Raw genomic sequence first — 22,400 nt, forward strand, 5'->3', positions numbered from 1 at the left:
GATCCGTATAGGACTGACCCGTTTAGCGCGCCGCAGCCTTGTGGGCCGCAAACGCAAAATGGCGGCTAGCCTACCGAATTTGCCCACCAAACGCACTATTACGGGGCGAACTATCCGATACGCGACATTTCAGTGTCGTGTTTACATATCTAATTTTCACAACCTCCCTCGCTACAAAAAGCGCTGCGAATATCTCAAACCCCGGAAATGACAAAGGCCACCCGAAGGTGGCCTTTGTTTGGTGGAGCGTCAGTTAAGCGCGAGGCTTACTTGACGGCCCAACCGGTCAGCTCGGCCAGGGCCTTGCCGATGTCTGCCAGCGAACGCACGGTTTTAACGCCTGCGTCTTGCAGAGCAGCGAATTTCTCGTCTGCAGTGCCTTTGCCGCCAGAGATGATTGCGCCAGCATGGCCCATGCGCTTGCCCGGAGGAGCAGTCACACCAGCGATGTAGGAAACAACCGGCTTGGTCACGTGTGCCTTGATGTAGGCAGCCGCTTCTTCTTCAGCCGAACCGCCGATCTCGCCGATCATCACGATCGCTTCGGTCTTCGGGTCTTCCTGGAACAGCTTCAGGATGTCGATGAAGTTCGAACCCGGGATCGGGTCACCACCGATGCCGACGCAAGTCGACTGACCGAAACCGGCGTCAGTAGTCTGCTTCACAGCTTCGTAGGTCAGGGTGCCGGAACGGGAAACGATACCGACCTTGCCTGGCAAGTGAATGTGACCTGGCATGATGCCGATCTTGCATTCGCCTGGAGTGATCACGCCTGGGCAGTTAGGACCGATCAGGACTACGCCCAGCTCGTCGCACTTGACCTTGGCATCCAGCATGTCCAGGGTAGGAATGCCTTCAGTGATGCAAACGATCAGCTTGATGCCGCCGAAGGCTGCTTCCAGGATGGAGTCCTTGCAGAAAGGAGCTGGAACGTAGATCACGCTGGCGGTGGCGCCAGTGGCAGCTACAGCGTCTTTCACGGTGTTGAACACTGGCAGGCCCAGGTGCTCGGTGCCGCCTTTGCCTGGAGTTACGCCGCCAACCATCTTGGTGCCGTACTCGATGGCTTGCTGGGTGTGGAAACTACCTTGCGAACCGGTAATACCCTGGCAGATAACTTTGGTGTCTTTATTGATCAGGACGCTCATTATTTGCCCTCCGCAGCTTTGACAACTTGTTGAGCAGCGTCGGTCAGGCTGGTAGCAGCGATGATGTTCAAACCGCTTTCTGCCAGTACTTTAGCGCCCAGCTCAGCGTTGTTGCCTTCAAGGCGAACAACAACCGGGATTTTCACGCCGACTTCTTTCACAGCGCCGATGATGCCTTCGGCAATCATGTCGCAACGAACGATGCCGCCGAAGATGTTGACCAGTACTGCAGCGACGTTAGTGTCGGACAGGATGATCTTGAACGCTTCGGTTACGCGTTCTTTGGTAGCACCGCCGCCCACGTCGAGGAAGTTGGCTGGTTTGCCGCCATGCAGGTTGACGATGTCCATGGTACCCATGGCCAGGCCAGCACCGTTGACCATGCAACCGATGTTGCCTTCCAGTGCTACGTAGTTCAGTTCGAACTTGGCAGCGTGCGCTTCGCGCGGATCGTCTTGCGACGGATCGTGGAAAGTCTTCAGCTTAGGCTGACGGTACATGGCGTTGGCGTCGATGTTGATCTTGGCATCGAGGCAGTGCAGATCGCCGTCAGCCTTGATCACCAGCGGGTTCACTTCCAGCAGAGCCAGGTCGTGATCCTTGAACAGCTTGGCCAGACCTACGAAGATCTTGGCGAACTGAGCAACTTGCTTGCCTTCCAGACCCAGCTGGAATGCCAGCTCGCGACCCTGGAATGGCTGAGCGCCAACCAGTGGATCGATAGTGGCTTTCAGAATTTTTTCTGGAGTGTCGTGAGCAATTTTCTCGATGTCCACGCCACCTTCGGTGGAAGCCATGAACACGATGCGACGGCTCGAACGGTCAACGACAGCGCCCAGGTACAGCTCTTTAGCGATATCAGTGCACGATTCAACCAGGATTTTGGTGACTGGCTGACCATTGGCGTCAGTCTGGTAAGTCACCAGACGCTTGCCCAGCCACTGCTGTGCGAATGCTTTAGCGTCTTCTTTGCTGCGAACCAGCTTTACGCCGCCCGCTTTACCGCGACCACCGGCGTGAACCTGGGCTTTGACAACCCATTCGCTGCCGCCGATTTTGTCGCAAGCTTCTGCTGCTGCTTCCGGGGTGTCTACCGCGTAACCGGTGGATACTGGCAGGCCGTACTCAGCGAACAGCTGCTTACCCTGATACTCGTGAAGATTCATGCTTATTACCGTCTTCGTTAGGTACTGCGCATTCGGTGCTGCACTCATTCAAGTGCCGCACCACCTGTGACTGCTGCTTGCGTAACCTTTCCGGGTACCCGGTGCAGCTACGCAAGACTGCGTCCAGCGGACATTCCGCGGTGAGTCTTGCTCGCAAGGCTCACGACGGGCCGTACCGCCGTGGTTTCTTATTATCCGCTTAGCGTTTCTTGCGGTTGGCGATGTGGATGGCGCCGCCATTCACTGCCAACGCTGCTTCGTGCAAGGCTTCAGACAGGGTCGGATGGGAGAAAACCATCATGCCCAGGTCTTCAGCGCTGGTGCCGAATTCCATGCCGATCGCGCCCTGCTGAACCAGTTCTGCGGCGCTCGGGCCAATCACGTGGACGCCCAATACGCGGTCAGTCTTGGCATCAGCGATGACCTTGACGAAACCACCGGTATCGTTGGCGGCCATGGCACGGCCAGAGGCTGCGAACGGGAAGGTGCCGACGTTAACTTCTACGCCTTCAGCTTTCAAGGCCTGCTCGGTTTTACCGACCCACGCGATTTCCGGGTGAGTATAAATAACCGAAGGGATCAGGTCATAGTTCATCTGGGCTTTATGGCCCTTGATGCGCTCGACAACCATGATGCCCTCTTCCGAGGCTTTGTGAGCCAGCATCATGCCGCGAACCACGTCACCGATGGCGTAAACGCCCGGTACGGTGGTGGCGCAGTGATCGTCAACGTGCACGAAACCGCGCTCGTCCAGGGTCACGCCGCAATCGGCAGCCAGCAGATCAGTGGTCACCGGACGGCGACCAACGGCTACGATCAGCTTGTCGAAAGTGATGTTCTGTTCGCCGTTGGCATCGGTGTAGTTCACAACGACTTCGTCGCCGTTCACTTTGGAACCGGTCACGCGAGCGCCCAGCTTGATGTCCAGACCCTGTTTGGTCAGGGTTTTCAGCGCTTCCTTGGAAACAGCGGTGTCCGCTGCCATCAGGAAGGTATCCAGTGCTTCGAGAACGGTGACTTCAGCGCCCAGACGGGACCATACCGAACCCAGTTCCAGACCGATAACACCAGCGCCGATTACACCCAGGCGTTTTGGTACGGATTGGAATTCCAGAGCGCCAGTCGAATCGACGATCACATTCTGGTCGACCGGAGCCGGTGGAATGTCGATCGGACGCGAGCCCGGAGCCAGGATGACGTTTTCGGCTTCGATGACTTCAACCGAACCGTCAGGCTTGGTGACTTCGACTTTCTTGCCAGCCAGCAGTTTGCCGTGGCCCTGGATCGAAGTGACGCCGTTAGCCTTGAACAGCGTTGCAACGCCGGAGGTCAGGCCTTTGACGATGTTGGCTTTACGGCCGACCATTGCTGGCACGTCCATGGTCACGCCAGCGTGGTTGATACCGTGGATCGCGAAGCCGTCTTGCGCTTCGTGAAACTTCCAGGAGCTGTCCAGCAGCGCCTTGGATGGAATGCAGCCGACGTTCAGGCAAGTACCGCCGAGGGCCAGTTTGCCTTCCTTGTCGGTGTATTTCTCGATGCAGGCAGTGGTGAGGCCCAGTTGCGCTGCTTTAATGGCAGCCACGTAGCCGCCAGGACCCGCGCCAATCACTACCACGTCGAATTTCTGAGTCATGTGTCATTCCTTCTCGAATCAAACCGGACGGCCCCTTTTGAGGACCGTCGTGGGACGAAGCTGGTCATTACAGAAGGGCCGTCCATCTGAACGGCCCGTGCAACGAAATCAGATATCCAGCAGCAAACGAGCCGGGTCTTCCAGCAGGTTCTTGATGGTCACCAGGAAGGTCACAGCTTCTTTGCCATCGATCAGACGGTGATCGTAGGACAGCGCCAGGTACATCATCGGACGGATAACTACCTGACCGTTGATCGCCATAGGGCGCTGGATGATGTTGTGCATACCCAGAATCGCAGCCTGTGGCGGGTTGACGATCGGAGTCGACATCATCGAACCGAAAGTACCGCCGTTGGTGATGGTGAACGTGCCGCCGGTCATTTCTTCCATCGACAGTTTGCCGTCACGGGCTTTCTTGCCGAAGGTAGCGATGCCGCCTTCGATTTCAGCCAGGCTCATCAGTTCGGCGTTACGCAGAACCGGTACAACCAGACCGCGGTCGCTGGAAACAGCCACACCAACGTCGGCGTAGCCGTGGTAAACGATGTCGGCACCGTCGATCGACGCGTTGACAGCCGGGAAGCGTTTCAGCGCTTCGGTAGCCGCTTTCACGAAGAACGACATGAAGCCCAGGCGTACGCCGTTGTGGGACTTCTCGAACAGGTCCTTGTACTTCGAACGCAGGGCCATGACTTCGGTCATGTCGACTTCGTTGAAAGTGGTCAGCATGGCCATGTTCGATTGAGCTTCAACCAGACGCTCGGCAACCTTGGCACGCAGACGGGTCATCGGAACGCGTTTTTCTACGCGGTCGCCAGCAGCGAATACCGGAGCCGAAGCAGCCGGTGCAGCAGCCTTGGCAGGTGCAGCAGCCGGAGCGGCTTTCTTGGCGGCAACAGCTGCTACCACGTCTTCCTTGGTCACACGACCGCCTTTGCCAGTACCGGCAACGGAAGCGATGTTGATGCCGTTTTCTTCAGCCAGCTTGCGAGCAGCCGGTGCAGCAACAGGATCGTCTTCGCCCGCTTCGGCAGGAGCAGCGGCAGCAGCGGCAGGTGCAGCAGCGGCTGGAGCGGCGGCAGCACCGCCCTCACCGATGGAGCCCAGAACTTCGTCGGACAGAACGGTGTCGCCTTCGTTCTTGACGATCGCGCCCAGCACGCCATCAGCAGTGGCCAGAACTTCCAGTACGACTTTGTCGGTTTCGATGTCGACGATCAGTTCGTCACGCTTGACGGCGTCGCCCGGTTTTTTGTGCCAGGTGGCAACGGTGCCATCGGCAACCGATTCCGGGAAAGTGGGGGCTTTGATTTCGATAGCCATTATCTGTGGGTCCTTAAATTCGGTTTCAGGTGCGCGAAGGCGTTAAACAGTGAAAGCATCTTGCAGCAGTTGTTCCTGCTGCTCGGCGTGCATCGAAGCGTAACCGCAAGCAGGTGCGGCAGACGCCTCACGACCAGCGTATTCCAGGACCAGGCCTTGTTTATGGTTGGTCAGGCTGCGACGCATGTGATGCTGGCTGCTGTACCAGGCGCCCTGGTTCATCGGCTCTTCCTGGCACCAAACCACGTTTTCGAGGTTGGTGTAAGGGGCGAGCGCCTCCATCAGGTCGTCCTCAGGGAACGGATACAGCTGCTCGATACGCACGATGGCGATGTCTTCACGACCTTCGGCACGGCGTTTTTCCAGCAGGTCATAGTAGACCTTGCCGCTGCACAGGATCATGCGAGTGACCTTTTTCGGGTCAAGCGCATCGATTTCCGGGATCACGGTCTGGAACGAACCTTCGGCCAGATCTTCCAGGGTCGAGATGGCCAGCTTGTGACGCAGCAACGACTTCGGAGTCAGGACTACCAATGGTTTGCGCAGCGGGCGAATCACCTGACGACGCAGCAAGTGGTAGATCTGGGCCGGCGTAGTCGGCACGGCTACCTGAATGTTGTGCTCGGCGCACAGCTGCAGGTAACGCTCCAGACGAGCCGAGGAGTGCTCCGGCCCCTGACCTTCATAACCGTGCGGCAGCAGCATGGTCAGACCGCAGAGACGGCCCCACTTGTGCTCGCCACTGGTGATGAACTGGTCGATAACCACCTGGGCACCGTTGGCGAAGTCGCCGAACTGGGCTTCCCAGATAACCAGAGCGTTTGGCTCGGTGGTCGAATAACCGTATTCGAACGCCAGAACCGCTTCTTCGGACAGGAATGAATCGTACAGGTCGAAACGTGGCTGACCCTTGTACAGGTTTTGCAGCGGGATATAGGTACCCGCGTCTTTCTGGTTGTGCAAGACAGCGTGACGGTGCGAGAACGTACCGCGACCGATGTCCTGACCCGTCATGCGAATCGGGTGACCTTCGAACGCCAGGGTCGCGTACGCCATGGTTTCGGCGTAACCCCAGTTGATCGGCAGGCCGCCGGCTTGCATCTTCTGACGGTCTTCGTAGATTTTCGAGACTTGGCGCTGAACCACGAAGCCTTCCGGAATCTCCAGCAGCTTGGCGGACAGTTCCTGCAAGGTTTTCAGATCGAAGCGAGTATCGTGACGCGCGGTCCAGGCGTGGCCCAGATACGGACGCCAGTCCACGAACAACTCTTTGTTCGGCTCTTTGACCAGGCTTTTTACTACGTGCAGACCGTTGTCCAGCGCGTTGCGGTATTCGTCGACTTTCGCCTGAACACGCTCAGCGTCCAGCACCCCACTCTGGGTCAGACGATCGGCATACAGCTCACGGGTGGTGCGCTGCTTGGTGATCTGCTGATACATCAGAGGCTGGGTACCGCTTGGCTCGTCAGCCTCGTTGTGGCCGCGACGACGGTAGCAGACCAGATCGATCACCACGTCACGCTTGAACTGCATGCGGTAGTCGATGGCCAACTGGGTCACGAACAACACGGCTTCCGGATCATCACCATTCACATGGAGGATCGGCGCCTGGATCATCTTCGCAACGTCGGTCGCGTACTCGGTGGAGCGCGAGTCCAGCGGGTTGCTGATGGTGAAGCCGACCTGGTTGTTGATCACGATGTGCACGGTGCCGCCGGTCTTGAAACCGCGGGTCTGCGACATCTGGAAGGTTTCCATGACCACGCCTTGACCGGCGAATGCCGCGTCACCGTGGATGGAGATCGGCAGAACCTTTTCACCGGTAGGATCGTTACGACGATCCTGACGGGCACGGACCGAACCCTCGACCACTGGAGAAACGATTTCCAGGTGAGACGGGTTGAAAGCCATCGCCAGGTGAACTTCACCGCCGGTGGTCATGACGTTGGACGAGAAGCCCTGGTGATATTTAACGTCACCGGAACCCAGCTCGACCTTCTTCTTGCCTTCGAACTCGTCGAACAACTCGCGCGGGTTCTTGCCAAAGGTGTTGACCAGCACGTTCAGACGACCACGGTGGGCCATGCCGATGACGATTTCCTTGGTGCCGTAGGAGCCGGAACGCTGGATCAGTTCATCGAGCATCGGAATCAGGCTCTCGCCGCCTTCCAGACCGAAACGCTTGGTACCCGGATACTTGGTCCCAAGGTATTTTTCAAGACCTTCGCCGGCAGTGACGCGCTCGAGCAGGTGACTCTTGATGTCGGCGGAGTACGTCGGACGGCCACGCACGCTTTCCAGACGCTGCTGGAACCACTGGCGCTGCTCGGAATCGGTGATGTGCGTAAATTCAGCGCCGATGGTGCGGCAATATGTCTGCTGCAACGCTTCGTGAATTTCGCGTAGGCTCGCCTCCTCTTTGCCGATGAACAGGTCGCCGGCACGGAAGGTCGTATCAAGATCGGCATTGGTCAAGCCGTAATGATTGATTGACAGGTCTGCAGGTGCAGGACGCTGCCACAGCCCCAGCGGGTCAAGCTGGGCTGCCTGGTGGCCACGCATACGGTAGGCCTGGATCAATCGCAGCACTTCAACTTGCTTCTTCTCGTGCTCACTGCTCACGCTGCCGGCGGAAACCGGTTGGGCGCGGCGCTGGTTCTTTGCCAGCAAGACGAAATGATCGCGAATTGTGGAGTGCGAAACATCGGTGGCAGTGTTGCCATCAGCAGGCAACTTCTGGAAGTAGGTGCGCCACTCTTCTGGCACAGCGTTAGGGTCGTGCAGGTAGAGCTCGTAGAGCTCTTCCACATAGGCAGCGTTACTACCGGAAAGGTAGGCGCTGTTCCACATGCGCTGCATCACGCTTTCTTGCATGCTTGGTCACCCTCGGTTAGGGGAACACCACCGGCGTCGACACCGAGCAAACTTGCAGAAGTCCGAATGCAGCGACTAAAACAAGCCACTTAGGATCACGCTGATAGTCCGGGTACCAGCCCGGATGCCCCTGCTTGTCTCATTTCTTCAAAATAAGAGCCGCAGCCTTATGGGCTGCTGCTCAGGTTAAAACTACGGCGCCGGTTGAAGCCTGCGCCGTAGCATCTACGGGTACAGCGGTTCTACGGGTACAGCAGCTGAATCACACGCCGCTTTGCAGCAGCATGTTACGGATGTGACCGATGGCCTTAGTCGGGTTCAGGCCTTTCGGACAAACGTTGACGCAGTTCATGATGCCCCGGCAGCGGAATACGCTGAACGGGTCATCCAGCGAAGCCAGACGCTCGGACGTCTTGGTGTCGCGGCTGTCTGCCAGGAAGCGGTACGCTTGCAGCAGGGCAGCCGGGCCCAGGAACTTGTCCGGGTTCCACCAGAAGGACGGGCACGAAGTCGAGCAGCAAGCGCACAGGATGCACTCGTACAGACCGTCGAGTTTTTCACGCTCTTCAGGGGACTGCAGACGCTCGATGGCCGGAGCCGGCGTGTCGTTCTGCAGGTATGGCTTAACCTTTTCGTATTGCTTGTAGAAGATGCTCATATCGACGACCAAGTCACGGATAACCGGCAAACCTGGCAGAGGACGAACGATCAGCTTGTTACCTTTTACGACGGCAGACAGCGGCGTGATGCACGCCAGACCGTTTTTGCCGTTGATGTTCATGCCGTCGGAACCGCAAACACCTTCACGGCAAGAGCGACGATAGGAGAAACCCTCGTCCTGCTCTTTGATCAGGGCCAGCACGTCCAGCACCATCAGGTCTTTACCACCGGTATCAACCTGGAATTCCTGCATGAACGGCGCAGCGTCCTGATCAGGGTTGTAACGATAAACACTGACTTGCAACATGGCGGCCACCCTTAATAAGTCCGAATCTTAGGTTCAAAAGTCGGAACAGTCTTCGGCGAGAAGTTCACTGCACGCTTGGCAACGCGCTTCTCACCCGGGAAGTACAGGGTGTGGCACAGCCAGTTTTCGTCGTCACGGTCTTCAAAGTCTTCACGGGCGTGAGCACCGCGGGACTCTTTACGTACTTCTGCAGCGATGGCGGTAGCTTCGGCCACTTCCAGCAGGTTCTGCAGCTCCAGCGCTTCGATACGCGCGGTGTTGAACGCCTGGCTCTTGTCGTTGATCTTGACGTTGGCGATACGACCACGCAGATCAGCCAGTTGAGCAATACCCTTCTGCATGTATTCGCCAGTACGGAATACACCGAAGTAGTTCTGCATGCAGCTTTGCAGCTCGCGACGCAGGGTTGCCACGTCTTCACCATCGGTACGCTCGTTCAGAGCGGACAGACGCGACAGGGCCGCATTGATGTCGGCGTCGGTGGCGTCGTCGTATTCGATACCGTCGGTCAGCGCTTTTTCCAGGTGCAGACCGGCCGCACGACCGAAAACCACCAGGTCGAGCAACGAGTTGCCGCCCAGACGGTTGGCACCGTGAACCGATACGCAAGCCACTTCACCAACCGCGAACAGGCCAGTAATGATGGTGTCCTTGCCTTCGGCGTCCTGAGTGATCGCCTGGCCATGAATGTTGGTGGCAACGCCGCCCATCATATAGTGGCAAGTCGGAACAACCGGAACCGGAGCGACGACCGGATCAACGTGCGCGAAAGTCTTGGACAGTTCGCAGATGCCTGGCAGACGGCTGTGCAGCACTTCCTCGCCCAGGTGGTCGAGCTTGAGCATTACGTGGTCGCCATTCGGACCGCAACCGTTGCCGGCGATGATTTCCTTAACCATCGAACGGGCAACCACGTCACGACCGGCAAGGTCTTTGGCGTTCGGAGCATAACGCTCCATGAAACGCTCGCCGTGCTTGTTGATCAGGTAACCACCTTCACCACGGCAACCTTCGGTTACCAGTACACCGGCGCCGGCGATGCCGGTCGGGTGGAACTGCCACATTTCGATGTCTTGTACCGGTACGCCGGCACGCAGCGCCATGCCAACGCCGTCACCGGTGTTGATCAGGGCGTTGGTGGTCGAAGCGTAGATACGACCTGCACCGCCGGTGGCCAGTACGGTGGCCTTGGCACGGATGTAGGTGGTTTCACCGGTTTCGATGCAGATCGCGATCACACCGACGAACTCGCCTTGACCGTTCTTTACCAGATCGACAGCGTAGTATTCGTTCAGGAACGTGGTGCCGGCTTTCAGGTTGCCCTGATAAAGGGTGTGCAGCAGCGCGTGACCGGTACGGTCGGACGCCGCGCAGGTACGTGCAGCCTGGCCGCCCTTGCCGTAGTCCTTGGACTGACCGCCGAACGGACGCTGGTAGATGCGACCGGTTTCGGTACGGGAGAACGGCAGGCCCATGTGGTCCAGTTCGAAAACTGCGGCCGGACCTTCCTGACACATGTATTCGATAGCGTCCTGGTCACCGATGTAGTCGGAACCCTTGACGGTATCGTACATGTGCCAGCGCCAGTCATCGTTCGGATCCGCAGATGCAATGGCGCAAGTGATGCCGCCCTGGGCCGATACGGTGTGCGAACGAGTCGGGAAAACCTTGGTGATCACGGCAGTCTTGTGACCGCCTTGTGCCAGTTGCAGCGCTGCGCGCATGCCGGCACCGCCGCCACCAATAATGATGGCGTCGAAAGAAATCGTTGGAATGTTAGCCATGGATCAGATACCCCAGAGAATCTGCACACCCCAGACGAAGTAAGCGAACATCGCAACGCCGCATACCGCCTGGAAAAGGAAACGTACTGCAGTCGCGGACTTGCCCAGCGCCATCGGCGTCAGGTAGTCGGTCGCGATGGTCCACATGCCGACCCAGGCGTGAGCGCCCAGGGCCACAAGGGCCAGCAGACTGAAGATACGCATCCCGTTGTGGGCGAACAGGCCATGCCATTGGGCGTAGCCAATGCCAGGATTCGCAGCGAGGTATCCGATCAGGAAAATGAAATAAGCCGCGAGAACAACCGCAGACACACGTTGCGCCATCCAGTCATAGAGGCCCGAACGCGAAAGGTTCGTAACGCTGGTTACCATATCCAAACTCCTGCCAGAACGATCAACACCACGGAAACGGCGATGATAATTTTCGAGCCCAGGCGGCCGCCTTCCAGCGTCTCACCGATGCCCATGTCCATGATCAAGTGGCGCACACCGGCTACCAGGTGATACAGAAGAGCGGACAGGAGGCCCCATGCTACGAACTTGGCCAGCGGGCTGGTCAAGCATGCCTTCACCTCGGCAAAACCTTCCTCGGAACCCAGAGACTTGCCCAATGCATAAAGCATGAAGCCAAGGCCCAGGAAGAGGATGATGCCGGAAACACGGTGAAGAAACGACGTAACGCCGGTGATGGGGAGTTTGATGGTCCTTAGGTCTAGGTTTACAGGTCGTTGGCTTTTCACGGCTTTTTTTTTCACACTGAAGAGCCCCTAACAATCAGGGCAAAGTTGTTGGGGAGTGCACTGGTCAGGTAACCACCACCCAGGGATGCGACCCCCAATAAAGCAGGCCCAAAAGCCCCTGGCGGTCGGTGGCCGAGTATAGACAGTTAGGCTACTAATGACAACGCGTTCACCTTCCCCTAATAGCGGATTGCACAAGTGACATAAAAGGCGTAAACGGCAGACAATTTCGAGAAAAAAGTGCGGTTAAAGCCTTCTGGAGCAAGACTTTAGGCAAATTGACATTCGAATTTATCTCACTATAGTGGTGCGGGCCCTGCGTGGGGGGTCTGTCTGATGATTTCAAGCATAAATAGGAGGCCACATGGCTGACAAAAAAGCGCAGTTGATCATCGAGGGCGCAGCCCCCGTCGAGCTGCCCATTTTAACCGGCACCGTTGGTCCCGATGTTATCGACGTTCGGGGCCTGACGGCCACGGGCCGTTTCACCTTTGACCCTGGTTTCATGTCGACCGCCTCTTGCGAGTCGAAGATCACCTACATCGACGGCGACAACGGTATTCTGCTGCACCGCGGCTACCCGATCGAACAGCTGGCTGAAAAGTCGGACTATCTGGAAACCTGCTACCTGCTGCTCAACGGCGAACTGCCGACCGCAGAACAGAAGGCCCAGTTCGTCGGCACCGTGAAGAACCACACCATGGTCCACGAACAGTTGAAGACCTTCTTCAACGGCTTCCGTCGCGACGCCCACCCGATGGCCGTCATGTGCGGTGTAGTTGGCGCCCTCTCGGCGTTCTACCACGACTCCCTCGACATCAATAACCCGCAGCATCGCGAAATCTCCGCGATCCGCCTGGTTGCCAAGATGCCGACCCTGGCTGCAATGGTTTACAAGTACTCCATGGGCCAACCCATGATGTACCCGCGCAACGACCTGTCGTACGCGGAAAACTTCCTGCACATGATGTTCAACACCCCGTGCGAGATCAAACCGATCAGCCCGGTACTCGCCAAGGCCATGGACCGGATCTTCATCCTCCATGCCGACCACGAACAGAACGCATCGACCTCCACCGTACGTCTGGCAGGTTCCTCGGGGGCCAACCCGTTCGCCTGTATCGCCGCCGGTATCGCTGCACTGTGGGGCCCTGCCCACGGCGGTGCGAACGAAGCCGTGTTGACCATGCTCGATGAAATTGGCGATGTCTCGAACATCGACAAGTACATCGCCAAGGCCAAAGACAAGAACGATCCGTTCAAACTGATGGGCTTCGGTCACCGGGTTTACAAAAACCGCGACCCACGCGCTACCGTCATGAAGCAGACCTGCGACGAAGTATTGAAGGAACTGGGCATCACCAACGATCCGCAACTCGAACTGGCCATGCGCCTGGAAGAGATCGCCCTGACCGACCCGTACTTCATCGAACGCTCGCTGTACCCGAACGTCGACTTCTACTCGGGGATCATCCTCAAGGCGATCGGCATTCCAACCAGTATGTTCACCGTGATCTTCGCCCTGGCGCGGACCGTCGGCTGGATCTCCCACTGGAAAGAAATGCTCTCCAGCCCGTACAAGATCGGCCGTCCGCGCCAGCTGTACACCGGCTACGAGTCGCGTGACATCACCCCGCTTGAAGACCGCAAATAAGACCTGTCTTGCGATAACGTCTTAAGTTGCACCGAGAACGGCCTCTATGTAGATAGAGGCCGTTTTTGTTTGTGCTCTTTGGTTGTGTATATATCCGTTTCTTCGGTAACGGCGGCTCGGCCTCCGGGAAACGTGCAGACAGATCAAAAGCCAAAGCAACGGCAAGATCAAAAGATCGCAGCTTTCGGCAGTTCCTGCGGGAGGAATATATCCCCACGTCCGATCAGGCCGGCCGGTCGGCCGCCTCGCTTTGGCTTTTGCATATAGCCTTCGCGGGCAAGCCTCGCCCCTACAAAGGGCGATAACCGCCCATAAAAGCCCAATAAAAATGCCCCGATCTCTCGACCGGGGCATTCGTGTCAGCGCAGCTTATATATAAGAAGCCTTAGTGCGAAACCGCCCCACTCGCCCCCAACCCCGTCTGCGAACGGACAAACTGCGGGAAGAACAGCGCCCGCTCATTGTCAGCCGCAGCAGATTTGTCAGTGATCGAGAAGAACCAGATCCCGATAAAGGCAATGATCATCGAGAACAGCGCCGGGTATTCATACGGGAAGATCGCCTTCTCGTGACCCATGATCTGCACCCAGATGGTTGGCCCCAGCACCATCAAGCCAACCGCACTGACCAGCCCCAACCAACCGCCGATCATCGCACCGCGAGTCGTCAGTTTCTTCCAGTACATGGAAAGCAGCAGCACCGGGAAGTTGCAGCTCGCCGCGATGGAGAACGCCAGGCCCACCATGAACGCGATGTTCTGCTTCTCGAACAGAATGCCCAGGCCGATCGCCAGCACCGCCAGGGCGATGGTGGTGATTTTCGAGACGCGGATTTCGTCCTTCTCGTTGGCCTTGCCCTTCTTGATCACGCTGGCATACAGGTCATGGGACACTGCCGAGGCACCGGCCAGGGTCAGGCCGGCCACCACCGCCAGAATGGTCGCGAACGCCACCGCCGAGATGAAGCCCAGGAACACACTGCCACCCACCGCGTTGGCCAAATGCACCGCCGCCATGTTGTTGCCGCCCAATAGCGCACCTGCCGCATCTTTAAAGGCCGGGTTGGTGCTGACCAGCAGGATCGCGCCGAAACCGATGATGAAGGTCAGGATGTAGAAGTAACCAATGAAGCCGGTCGCATACAGCACGCTTTTACGCGCTTCTTTCGCGTCACTCACGGTGAAGAAGCGCATCAGGATGTGCGGCAGGCCAGCGGTACCGAACATCAGTGCCAGGCCGAGGGAGAACGCCGAGATCGGGTCTTTCACCAGGCCGCCCGGGCTCATGATTGCTTCACCTTTGGCGTGAACCTTGATCGCCTCGGAGAACAGCGTGTTGAAGTCGAAGTTGACGTGCTTCATCACCATCAGCGCCATGAACGAGGCACCGGACAGCAACAGCACCGCCTTGATGATCTGCACCCAAGTAGTCGCCAGCATGCCGCCGAACAGCACGTACAGGCACATCAGGATACCGACCAGGATCACCGCAACGTGGTAGTCCAGGCCGAACAGCAGCTGAATCAGCTTGCCGGCACCGACCATTTGCGCGATCAGGTAGAACGCCACCACCACCAGCGAACCGCACGCCGACAGCGAGCGGATCTGGGTTTGCCCCAGGCGATAGGACGCCACGTCGGCAAAGGTGTACTTGCCCAGGTTACGCAGGCGTTCGGCGATCAGGAACAGAATGATCGGCCAGCCCACCAGGAAGCCGATCGAGTAGATCAGGCCGTCGTAGCCGGAGGTGAACACCAGGGCGGAGATACCCAGGAAGGACGCCGCGGACATGTAGTCACCGGCAATCGCCAGACCGTTCTGGAAACCGGTGATCTTGCCACCCGCCGCATAGTAGTCGGCGGCCGATTTGTTGCGCTTGGACGCCCAATAGGTGATGCACAAGGTTGCCCCGACGAATACCACGAACATCATGATCGCGGATACGTTGAGCGGTTGTTTCTGCACTGCACCTGTCAGGGCCTCAGCCGCCCAGGCGCCCGGTGCAAAGGCTGCGATGCTCAAGAGAGCGATTAGACGCCGGATCATTGCTGAGCCTCCTTGAGAATCGCATTGTTCAAGTCGTCGAATTCGCCGTTGGCGCGTCGTACGTAGATGCCAGTCAGGACAAAGGCCGAGACAATCAGCCCGACACCGATCGGAATGCCCCAGGTAATCGAAGACTCGGGGCTGATTTTTGCGCCCAGAATATGCGGCCCGTAAGCAATCAAAAGGATGAATCCTGAGTACAGCCCAAGCATGATCGCTGAAAGAATCCAGGCGAATCGTTCTCTCTTGCTAACCAGCTCCTTGAAGCGCGGGCTGTTTTGAATCGAGAGGTAAATGCTGTCGTTCATTGTTTTTATCCTCGCAGCACAGATTTTAGTTGGAACGTTATCCACTCTATGCGGCTGCCGGAGAGGTTCCAGACGACCTTAGTATTAGAACGACATGACGGTTTCTCCCCCGCCGAATTCCCACAGAAAGCAAAAAGCCCCTTGGCATTTAAGCCAAGGGGCCTTGGGAGGTGCTGACCAGACGCTTCAGCTCAAATCATTTGGTCCATTCGGCAACGCGATCCGGGTGTTTAGCCACCCAATCTTTCGCTGCCGCTTCAGGCTTGGCACCGTCCTGAATCGCCAACATGACCTGGCCGATTTCGTCTTTCGACGCCCACTGGAAGTTCTTCAGGAACTTCGCGACTTCAGGCGCTTTGGTTGCCAGTTCTTTACTGCCGATGCTGTTCACGGTTTCAGCTGCGCCGTAAACGCCTTTCGGGTCTTCCAGGAAGCGCAGTTTCCACTTGGCGAACATCCAGTGCGGCACCCAACCGGTGACGGCAATGGATTCGTTTTTCTTCTCGGCACGGGTCAGCTCGGCAATCATGCCGGCGCCGGAACTGGCCTTGAGGGTGTAATTGTCCAGACCGTAATCCTTGATGGCCTGATCGGTCTTGAGCATCACGCCTGAACCGGCGTCGATGCCGACGATACGGCCCTTGAAGCTCTCGTCGGTTTTCAGGTCCGCAATCGACTTGGCCTTGACGTACTCCGGCACGATCAGACCGATTTTCGCATCCTTGAAGTTCGGGCCGTAGTCGACGACCTGATCCTTGTTCTTCGCCCAGTATTCGCCGTGAGTCACAGGCAGCCACGCCGACAGCATGGCGTCGAGTTTGCCGGTGGCCACACCTTGCCACATGATCCCGGTGGCAACCGCTTGCAGTTTCACGTCATAACCGAGTTTCTGTTTGATCACTTCAGCAGCCACGTTGGTCGTGGCGACGCTGTCCGACCAGCCGTCCACATAACCGATCGTTACTGCCTTGCCTTCAGCGCTGGCTACGGTAGAACTGATTGCCAGCACCAAAGCGGCACCTGCGCCCAAGAGTCGTCGCATCTTCATCGTTACTTCCCCGAAAGTGCTGCACTCGACGGATGCCGAGTCGCTCAACGTATTTTTATGGTGCACAGCGCCCCCATCACGCCGACCGCAAACTCGCTCGATTATCAGTGGAGTACTGACGTGTCGATCATCAACCTGACGCCAACAGTGACCTGCTCTGCCAGCGACCTCAAAACATCGAGAAACGACATCAGAAGGCCATTAATCGCGACCGCTAAAAATGCATAGGCCATCCCGCCTGAACTTTGCATGTCAAAACCAAGCAGCCCACCAAGCGTAGGCCAAATGCAGGTAACATGCCCGGCTTTGCTCCCAGACGGCCTGAACATGCCCGCGACATCACGCTTTCCTTTTTTGGCTTATCTTTTCGCTTGCCTGCTGGGGCTGTTTGCCCTCGGCGGCTTCTGGTACGGCCTCGGCAAACCGGTGATCCTGCCGGACGTGGTCAGCGCAACGCACAAGCTGCAATGCGCCTCCTACACCCCGTTCGACAAGGACCAATCGCCATTCGACGTGCCGTTCAAACTGCGCCCCGAGCGCATGGACGCCGACCTCGCGCTGCTGGCGACCCGTTTCGAATGCATCCGCACCTATTCCATGACCGGCCTCCAGGATCTGCCCGACCTGGCGCGCAAGCACGGCTTGAAGCTGATGATCGGCGCCTGGGTCAACAGCAACCCGGTGGACACCGCCAAGGAAGTCGACCTGCTGATCGCCTCGGCCAATGCCAACCCGGATGTGGTGACCTCGGTCATCGTCGGCAACGAAGCCCTGCTGCGCAAGGAAGTCACCGGCGCGCAACTGGCAACGCTGATCAATAAAGTCAAAAGCCGGATCAAGCAACCAGTGACCTACGCCGACGTCTGGGAGTTCTGGCTCAAACATCCGGAAGTCGCCCCGGCAGTGGATTTCCTGACCATCCATTTATTGCCGTACTGGGAAGACGATCCGTCGAACATCGATGCTGCGTTGCAACATGTGGCAGAAGTGCGCCAGGTGTTCGGCAACAAGTTCGCGCCCAAGGACGTGATGATTGGCGAAACCGGCTGGCCGAGCGAAGGTCGTCAGCGCGAAACGGCGCTGCCGAGCCGGGTCAATGAAGCCAAGTTCATCCGCAGCTTTGTGATCATGGCCGAGCAGCAAGGCTGGCATTACAACCTGATCGAGGCGTTCGACCAGCCCTGGAAACGCGCCAGCGAAGGTGCGGTGGGCGGTTATTGGGGACTGTTCGATGCCGATCGCCAGGACAAGGGCGTGCTCGCCGGGCCGGTCTCGAACGTGCCGTACTGGTCGCAATGGCTGGCGGTGGGTGGCTTGATCTTCATCGGCACGCTGATCCTCGGCGGTCGGGTTCGCAGCACCCGCGCAGCGTTGGTGCTGCCACTGCTCGGTGCCCTGGCGGCCTGCTCGATTGGCGCCTGGGGCGACCTGGCCCGCGTCACCACCCGATTTGCCAGTGAATGGTTGTGGGTAGCGTTGCTGACGGGGTTGAACCTGTTGGTACTGGCCCATGCCGCGCTGACCTTGAGCGCCCGCACCGGTTGGCGTGGACGCGCCTTCAATGCACTCGAACGTCGAGCCGGCTGGTGGCTGGCAGCGACAGGTTTTGCCGCGGCGGTGATGATGCTGGAACTGGTGTTCGACCCGCGTTATCGCAGCTTCCCGAGTGTCGCCTTCATCCTGCCGGCGCTGGTGTACCTGTGCCGGCCGGTGAGAGTGCCTCGTCGGGAAATCGCCGTGCTGACCTTCATCATCGGCGCCGGCATTGCGCCGCAGCTGTTTCGTGAAGGTCTGCAGAATCAGCAGGCTTGGGGCTGGGCGCTGGTGAGTGTGTTGATGGTCGCGGCGTTGTGGCGCAGCTTGCGGGTTCGCAAAGGGTAATCAACACAGCAAGATCAAAAGATCGCAGCCTGCGGCAGCTCCTACAGGGAAACGCATATCCCCGTGCAGGAGCTGCCGCAGGCTGCGATCTTTTTTATGCCCGAACCAGACGCAAAGCAGCAATCACCACCGCAAACACCGCCAACGTGGTGGTGTACAACGCCAGCGCCGGAAACCCGAGCACCAGCGCCAGTACCGCCAGCCACCACCCTGCCCGCCCCGGCAGCACAAAACCGGTCACGGCTGCCGCCACTGCCGCCCAGCCCAACACATTGAAATGAATCATCAAACCCAGGTTCGAGCGCACCTGGCACTCCCAGCGACTGGCCTCATCAACGCAGATGCCGACCCATTGAGCATCCTCCATGAAGCCATAACGCGCGCCATAACTGGCGGCCAGCCACAATGGCAGAAGAACGAGCAGCAGAATCACGGGCAGACGGCGGGACATGAAACACTCCAATAAACGAAATCGGCCGCCAGCTTAATCCCCCGCCCTTGGTAAGCAAATAACATCAATTAACTGTTCATGAAATAACTGCAAAGTGTATCGTCCCGCTACCGTTGCTCCGAAATCAGGCCTGTTTGCGGCCGATGCATGGCACTTTGGCCCAAATCCGATGGTCATAGCCTGCGAACTTCATCTGGCACCTTCCTCTAAGGGATCTAGTCATGCTCCGTTCCTTGCGCTTCGTCGCCCTGTTTGGCGGCTTGCTTTTAAGTGCGTCCGTACTGGCGACCGATATTGACGCCGCCAGTTATGGCTACCCCCTGACCAACCCGTTCGAGGCGACCATCGCCACGACACCGCCCGACTTGCGCCCGGAATTGCCGCTGGATGAAGACATCAATCAGTCAGACCGCAGTGTCACGATGCGCCCGGAGCGTGAGTTCAATCTGCCGGACAACTTCTGGCCGGTGAAAAAACTCACCTATCGCATCGCCACGCAGGATCATGCCGCACCGTTGATCTTCCTGATCTCCGGCACCGGTGCACGCTATGACAGCACCCTTAACGAATACCTGAAAAAGCTCTATTACAAGGCCGGCTATCACGTGGTGCAGCTGTCGTCGCCCACCAGCTTCGACTTCATGAGCGCCGCCTCGCGCTTCGCCACCCCGGGCGTAACCAAGGAAGATGCCGAAGACATGTACCGGGTGATGCAGGCCGTGCGGGCGCAAAACCCGAAGCTGCCGGTCACCGATTATTTCCTGACCGGTTATAGCCTCGGCGCCCTGGATGCGGCTTTTGTTGCACACCTGGATGAAACCCGTCGCAGCTTCAACTTCAAGAAAGTCTTGCTGCTCAACCCGCCGGTCAACCTTTACACCTCGGTCACCAACCTGGACAAGCTGGTACAGACCGAGGTCAAGGGCATCAACAACACCACCACTTTCTATGAGCTGGTGCTGGGGAAACTGACCCGCTACTTCCAGCAAAAGGGCTACATCGACCTCAACGACGCCCTGCTCTACGACTTCCAGCAGTCCAAGCAACACCTGAGCAACGAGCAGATGGCAATGCTGATCGGCACTTCGTTCCGTTTCTCGGCGGCGGACATCGCCTTTACCTCGGACCTGATCAACCGTCGCGGCCTGATCACGCCACCGAAATTCCCGATCACCGAAGGCACAACCCTCACGCCGTTCCTTAAACGCGCGCTGCAGTGCGACTTCGACTGCTACATCACCGAGCAGGTCATCCCGATGTGGCGCGCCCGCACCGATGGTGGCAGCCTGCTGCAACTGATCGATCAGGTCAGCCTGTATGCACTGAAGGACTACCTGCACGACAGCCCGAAAATCGCCGTCATGCACAACGCCGACGACGTGATCCTCGGCCCTGGCGACCTGGGCTTTCTGCGCCGCACCTTTGGCGACCGTTTGACTGTTTATCCATTGGGCGGCCATTGCGGCAACCTCAACTATCGCGTCAACAGCGACGCCATGCTGGAGTTTTTCCGTGGCTAAATACTTCCTGCTGATCGCAGCATTACTCTGTGCAGGCGTCGCCAATGCCGACAACAGCAAAGCCAACGCCCCAGTGCTGATCGATAAAGACGGCTTCAAGGAACCGCTGAGCAAACTCAAATTCAACCCGGGGCTGGATCAGCGCGAGTTCGAACGCTCATCGCTCAACGCGCTGAACGTCTATGACCCGCTGGAGGAGTGGAACCGCCGCGTCTACCACTTCAACTACCGGTTCGACGAATGGGTGTTCCTGCCCGTGGTCAACGGCTATCGCTACGTCACCCCAAGTTTCCTGCGCACCGGCGTCAGCAACTTCTTCAACAACCTCGGTGATGTGCCGAACCTTTTGAACAGCCTGCTGCAATTCAAGGGGCAGCGCTCGCTGGACACCACCGCTCGCCTGCTGCTCAACACCACCATCGGTGTCGCCGGCCTGTGGGATCCGGCCACCGCCATGGGCCTGCCGCGCCGCAATGAAGACTTCGGCCAGACCCTGGGCTTCTACGGCGTACCGGGCGGCGCCTACTTGGTGCTGCCGATCCTCGGCCCGTCGAACCTGCGTGACACCGCAGGCCTGGCGGTCGACTACACCGGCGAATCGGCGATCAATTTCCTGAACGTGTCCGAAGTCAGTTCCAACCACCCGGAAATCTGGGTACTGCGCGGCATCGACAAGCGCTATCAGAACGGCTTCCGCTACGGGCAGATGAACACACCGTTCGAGTATGAAAAAGTGCGTTACGTGTATACCGAGGCGCGCAAGCTGCAGATCGCCGAGTAACTTCGTCGACAACAAAAAAAGGCCATTCGATTTGCGTCGAATGGCCTTTTTCATGCGCGGCGTATCAAACACCACCAATCACTGTAGGAGCGAGGCTTCAGGCTTTCACTGTCTTCCAAACCTTGCTGACAGCCATTACCCCAATCAGCACCGCCGCCCCTGCCACAATCCCGGCCACTGCATTGAGCAACGTTGGCACGATAAACCCGGCCCCACCAGACGCTGCGGTGACACTCTCGATCCAGTGATGCACCACCGGCACACCATGGGTCAGGATCCCGCCGCCGACCAAAAACATCGCCGCCGTGCCGATCACCGACAGACTTTTCATCATGTACGGCGCCGCGCGCAGAATCCCGTCGCCGATGCTTTTAGCCATCTGGCCCGGCTTCTGGGTCAGCCACAGGCCAAGGTCGTCGAGCTTGACGATGCCGGCCACCAGGCCATAGACGCCGATAGTCATGACGATGGCGATACCCGAGAGCACGATCACTTGCTGGGTCAGTGAAGCGTCAGCCACCGTGCCTAACGTGATGGCGATGATTTCCGCTGACAAAATGAAATCGGTACGAATCGCCCCTTTGATCTTGTCCTTCTCGAACGCCACCAGATCGACTGCCGGGTTGGCCACGGCCTCGACCAGCTCTGCGTGTTCAGCCTGATCTTCGGCTTTGCTGTGCAGGAATTTGTGGGCGAGTTTTTCGAAGCCTTCGAAGCACAGGTAAGCGCCACCGACCATCAGCAACGGTGTGACCAGCCACGGAATGAACGCACTGATGGCCAACGCCGACGGCACCAGGATCAGCTTGTTGAGAAACGAGCCCTTGGCGACTGCCCATACCACCGGGATTTCCCGTTCGGCACGCACGCCGGAAACCTGCTGGGCGTTGAGCGCCAGATCGTCGCCCAGTACACCGGCGGTCTTCTTCGCGGCCATTTTGGTCATCAACGCTACATCGTCCAGTACGGTGGCGATGTCGTCGATCAGCACCAGCAAACTGCTTCCTGCCATGAATCGGGTTTCCTTCTTGAATGAATGGTGCGCAGCATAACGCGACCCGAGGCCACACGGGGC

The 22,400-nt window shown here is 58.1% G+C and carries 18 protein-coding genes; 4 read left to right on the forward strand and 14 right to left on the reverse strand.

Annotated elements, in window-relative coordinates; all coding sequences use genetic code 11:
- Positions 1-266 precede the first annotated feature (266 nt).
- The 9 genes from sucD to sdhC form a co-directional block, all read right to left on the reverse strand.
- Positions 267-1,148 carry a succinate--CoA ligase subunit alpha gene (sucD, locus tag AC1DQM_RS14920; protein WP_007919877.1) on the reverse strand — a complete coding sequence of 294 codons (882 nt, stop codon included), beginning with the start codon at positions 1,146-1,148 and terminating at the stop codon, positions 267-269.
- Positions 1,148-2,314: an ADP-forming succinate--CoA ligase subunit beta gene (gene sucC, locus AC1DQM_RS14925; protein WP_007919879.1), complete on the reverse strand. Its 1,167-nt coding sequence runs from the start codon at positions 2,312-2,314 to the stop codon at positions 1,148-1,150. The genes sucD and sucC overlap by 1 nt, the downstream gene beginning before the upstream one ends.
- Positions 2,315-2,513: 199 nt before the next feature.
- On the reverse strand, positions 2,514-3,950 hold the full coding sequence (lpdA, locus tag AC1DQM_RS14930) for a dihydrolipoyl dehydrogenase (protein WP_018925110.1): 1,437 nt from the start codon (positions 3,948-3,950) through the stop codon (positions 2,514-2,516).
- A gap of 108 nt (positions 3,951-4,058) precedes the next feature.
- Positions 4,059-5,273, reverse strand: a complete 1,215-nt coding sequence (gene odhB, locus AC1DQM_RS14935) for a 2-oxoglutarate dehydrogenase complex dihydrolipoyllysine-residue succinyltransferase (RefSeq protein ID WP_018925109.1) — start codon at positions 5,271-5,273, stop codon at positions 4,059-4,061.
- Between the two features lie 42 nt (positions 5,274-5,315).
- The gene (locus AC1DQM_RS14940; protein ID WP_018925108.1) at positions 5,316-8,147 is read right to left on the reverse strand and encodes a 2-oxoglutarate dehydrogenase E1 component; all 2,832 of its coding nucleotides are present in this window, start codon (positions 8,145-8,147) and stop codon (positions 5,316-5,318) included.
- 262 nt (positions 8,148-8,409) lie between these two features.
- Positions 8,410-9,114 carry a succinate dehydrogenase iron-sulfur subunit gene (locus tag AC1DQM_RS14945; RefSeq protein ID WP_018925107.1) on the reverse strand — a complete coding sequence of 235 codons (705 nt, stop codon included), beginning with the start codon at positions 9,112-9,114 and terminating at the stop codon, positions 8,410-8,412.
- Between the two features lie 11 nt (positions 9,115-9,125).
- The gene (sdhA, locus tag AC1DQM_RS14950) at positions 9,126-10,898 is read right to left on the reverse strand and encodes a succinate dehydrogenase flavoprotein subunit (RefSeq protein WP_477746425.1); all 1,773 of its coding nucleotides are present in this window, start codon (positions 10,896-10,898) and stop codon (positions 9,126-9,128) included.
- 3 nt (positions 10,899-10,901) lie between these two features.
- Positions 10,902-11,270: a succinate dehydrogenase, hydrophobic membrane anchor protein gene (gene sdhD / locus AC1DQM_RS14955; RefSeq protein WP_003210573.1), complete on the reverse strand. Its 369-nt coding sequence runs from the start codon at positions 11,268-11,270 to the stop codon at positions 10,902-10,904.
- Positions 11,264-11,638 (reverse strand): succinate dehydrogenase, cytochrome b556 subunit, encoded by a 375-nt coding sequence (sdhC, locus tag AC1DQM_RS14960; protein ID WP_015096190.1) that lies wholly within the window; start codon positions 11,636-11,638, stop codon positions 11,264-11,266. The genes sdhD and sdhC overlap by 7 nt, the downstream gene beginning before the upstream one ends.
- A gap of 364 nt (positions 11,639-12,002) precedes the next feature.
- Between sdhC and gltA the strand changes: the two genes are divergently transcribed.
- Entirely contained in the window at positions 12,003-13,292 is a 1,290-nt protein-coding gene (gene gltA / locus AC1DQM_RS14965; RefSeq protein WP_018925105.1) for a citrate synthase, read from the forward strand.
- Positions 13,293-13,677: 385 nt separating this feature from the next.
- Here the strand turns inward: gltA and AC1DQM_RS14970 are convergent, their stop codons facing one another.
- The 3 genes from AC1DQM_RS14970 to AC1DQM_RS14980 all read right to left on the reverse strand — a co-directional run bounded on the left by AC1DQM_RS14970 (position 13,678) and on the right by AC1DQM_RS14980 (position 16,692).
- A complete protein-coding gene (locus AC1DQM_RS14970) occupies positions 13,678-15,336 on the reverse strand; it encodes a cation acetate symporter (protein WP_018925104.1) in 1,659 nt (552 codons plus the stop codon).
- On the reverse strand, positions 15,333-15,644 hold the full coding sequence (locus AC1DQM_RS14975) for a DUF485 domain-containing protein (protein ID WP_007939152.1): 312 nt from the start codon (positions 15,642-15,644) through the stop codon (positions 15,333-15,335). Before AC1DQM_RS14975 ends, AC1DQM_RS14970 begins: the two co-directional genes overlap by 4 nt.
- Before the next feature lie 196 nt (positions 15,645-15,840).
- Positions 15,841-16,692: a glycine betaine ABC transporter substrate-binding protein gene (locus tag AC1DQM_RS14980; RefSeq protein ID WP_018925103.1), complete on the reverse strand. Its 852-nt coding sequence runs from the start codon at positions 16,690-16,692 to the stop codon at positions 15,841-15,843.
- Positions 16,693-16,977: 285 nt separating this feature from the next.
- Here AC1DQM_RS14980 and AC1DQM_RS14985 point away from each other — a divergent pair, with 285 nt between their 5' ends.
- Positions 16,978-18,573 carry a glycoside hydrolase family 17 protein gene (locus tag AC1DQM_RS14985; protein WP_477744256.1) on the forward strand — a complete coding sequence of 532 codons (1,596 nt, stop codon included), beginning with the start codon at positions 16,978-16,980 and terminating at the stop codon, positions 18,571-18,573.
- 94 nt (positions 18,574-18,667) lie between these two features.
- Here the strand turns inward: AC1DQM_RS14985 and AC1DQM_RS14990 are convergent, their stop codons facing one another.
- On the reverse strand, positions 18,668-19,024 hold the full coding sequence (locus AC1DQM_RS14990) for a hypothetical protein (RefSeq protein WP_477746426.1): 357 nt from the start codon (positions 19,022-19,024) through the stop codon (positions 18,668-18,670).
- A gap of 221 nt (positions 19,025-19,245) precedes the next feature.
- Between AC1DQM_RS14990 and AC1DQM_RS14995 the strand changes: the two genes are divergently transcribed.
- Both AC1DQM_RS14995 and AC1DQM_RS15000 read left to right on the forward strand, forming a co-directional pair.
- Complete coding sequence (locus AC1DQM_RS14995) at positions 19,246-20,544, forward strand: serine/threonine protein kinase (RefSeq protein WP_477746427.1); 1,299 nt, start codon at positions 19,246-19,248, stop codon at positions 20,542-20,544.
- A complete protein-coding gene (locus AC1DQM_RS15000; protein ID WP_477746428.1) occupies positions 20,537-21,325 on the forward strand; it encodes an MlaA family lipoprotein in 789 nt (262 codons plus the stop codon). The genes AC1DQM_RS14995 and AC1DQM_RS15000 overlap by 8 nt, the downstream gene beginning before the upstream one ends.
- Positions 21,326-21,422: 97 nt before the next feature.
- On the opposite strand, the gene AC1DQM_RS15005 is transcribed toward AC1DQM_RS15000, so the two are convergent.
- A complete protein-coding gene (locus tag AC1DQM_RS15005; protein WP_111454379.1) occupies positions 21,423-22,337 on the reverse strand; it encodes a DUF808 domain-containing protein in 915 nt (304 codons plus the stop codon).
- Between the last annotated feature and the right edge of the window lie 63 nt (positions 22,338-22,400).

Source organism: Pseudomonas sp. 01L34, assembly GCF_056400265.1.

Coding starts and splice junctions, on each gene's coding strand:
- sucD (WP_007919877.1), bottom strand. CDS start 1,148: ATGAGCGTCCTGATCAATAAAGACACCAAAGTTATCTGCCAGGGTATT.
- AC1DQM_RS14975 (WP_007939152.1), bottom strand. CDS start 15,644: ATGAACGACAGCATTTACCTCTCGATTCAAAACAGCCCGCGCTTCAAG.
- AC1DQM_RS14995 (WP_477746427.1), top strand. CDS start 19,246: ATGCTCCGTTCCTTGCGCTTCGTCGCCCTGTTTGGCGGCTTGCTTTTA.
- sdhD (WP_003210573.1), bottom strand. CDS start 11,270: ATGGTAACCAGCGTTACGAACCTTTCGCGTTCGGGCCTCTATGACTGG.
- sdhA (WP_477746425.1), bottom strand. CDS start 10,898: ATGGCTAACATTCCAACGATTTCTTTCGACGCCATCATTATTGGTGGC.
- AC1DQM_RS14945 (WP_018925107.1), bottom strand. CDS start 9,114: ATGTTGCAAGTCAGTGTTTATCGTTACAACCCTGATCAGGACGCTGCG.
- AC1DQM_RS15005 (WP_111454379.1), bottom strand. CDS start 22,337: ATGGCAGGAAGCAGTTTGCTGGTGCTGATCGACGACATCGCCACCGTA.
- AC1DQM_RS14985 (WP_477744256.1), top strand. CDS start 16,978: ATGCAGGTAACATGCCCGGCTTTGCTCCCAGACGGCCTGAACATGCCC.
- gltA (WP_018925105.1), top strand. CDS start 12,003: ATGGCTGACAAAAAAGCGCAGTTGATCATCGAGGGCGCAGCCCCCGTC.
- lpdA (WP_018925110.1), bottom strand. CDS start 3,950: ATGACTCAGAAATTCGACGTGGTAGTGATTGGCGCGGGTCCTGGCGGC.
- sucC (WP_007919879.1), bottom strand. CDS start 2,314: ATGAATCTTCACGAGTATCAGGGTAAGCAGCTGTTCGCTGAGTACGGC.
- AC1DQM_RS14970 (WP_018925104.1), bottom strand. CDS start 15,336: ATGATCCGGCGTCTAATCGCTCTCTTGAGCATCGCAGCCTTTGCACCG.
- odhB (WP_018925109.1), bottom strand. CDS start 5,273: ATGGCTATCGAAATCAAAGCCCCCACTTTCCCGGAATCGGTTGCCGAT.
- AC1DQM_RS14940 (WP_018925108.1), bottom strand. CDS start 8,147: ATGCAAGAAAGCGTGATGCAGCGCATGTGGAACAGCGCCTACCTTTCC.
- AC1DQM_RS14980 (WP_018925103.1), bottom strand. CDS start 16,692: ATGAAGATGCGACGACTCTTGGGCGCAGGTGCCGCTTTGGTGCTGGCA.
- AC1DQM_RS14990 (WP_477746426.1), bottom strand. CDS start 19,024: ATGTCCCGCCGTCTGCCCGTGATTCTGCTGCTCGTTCTTCTGCCATTG.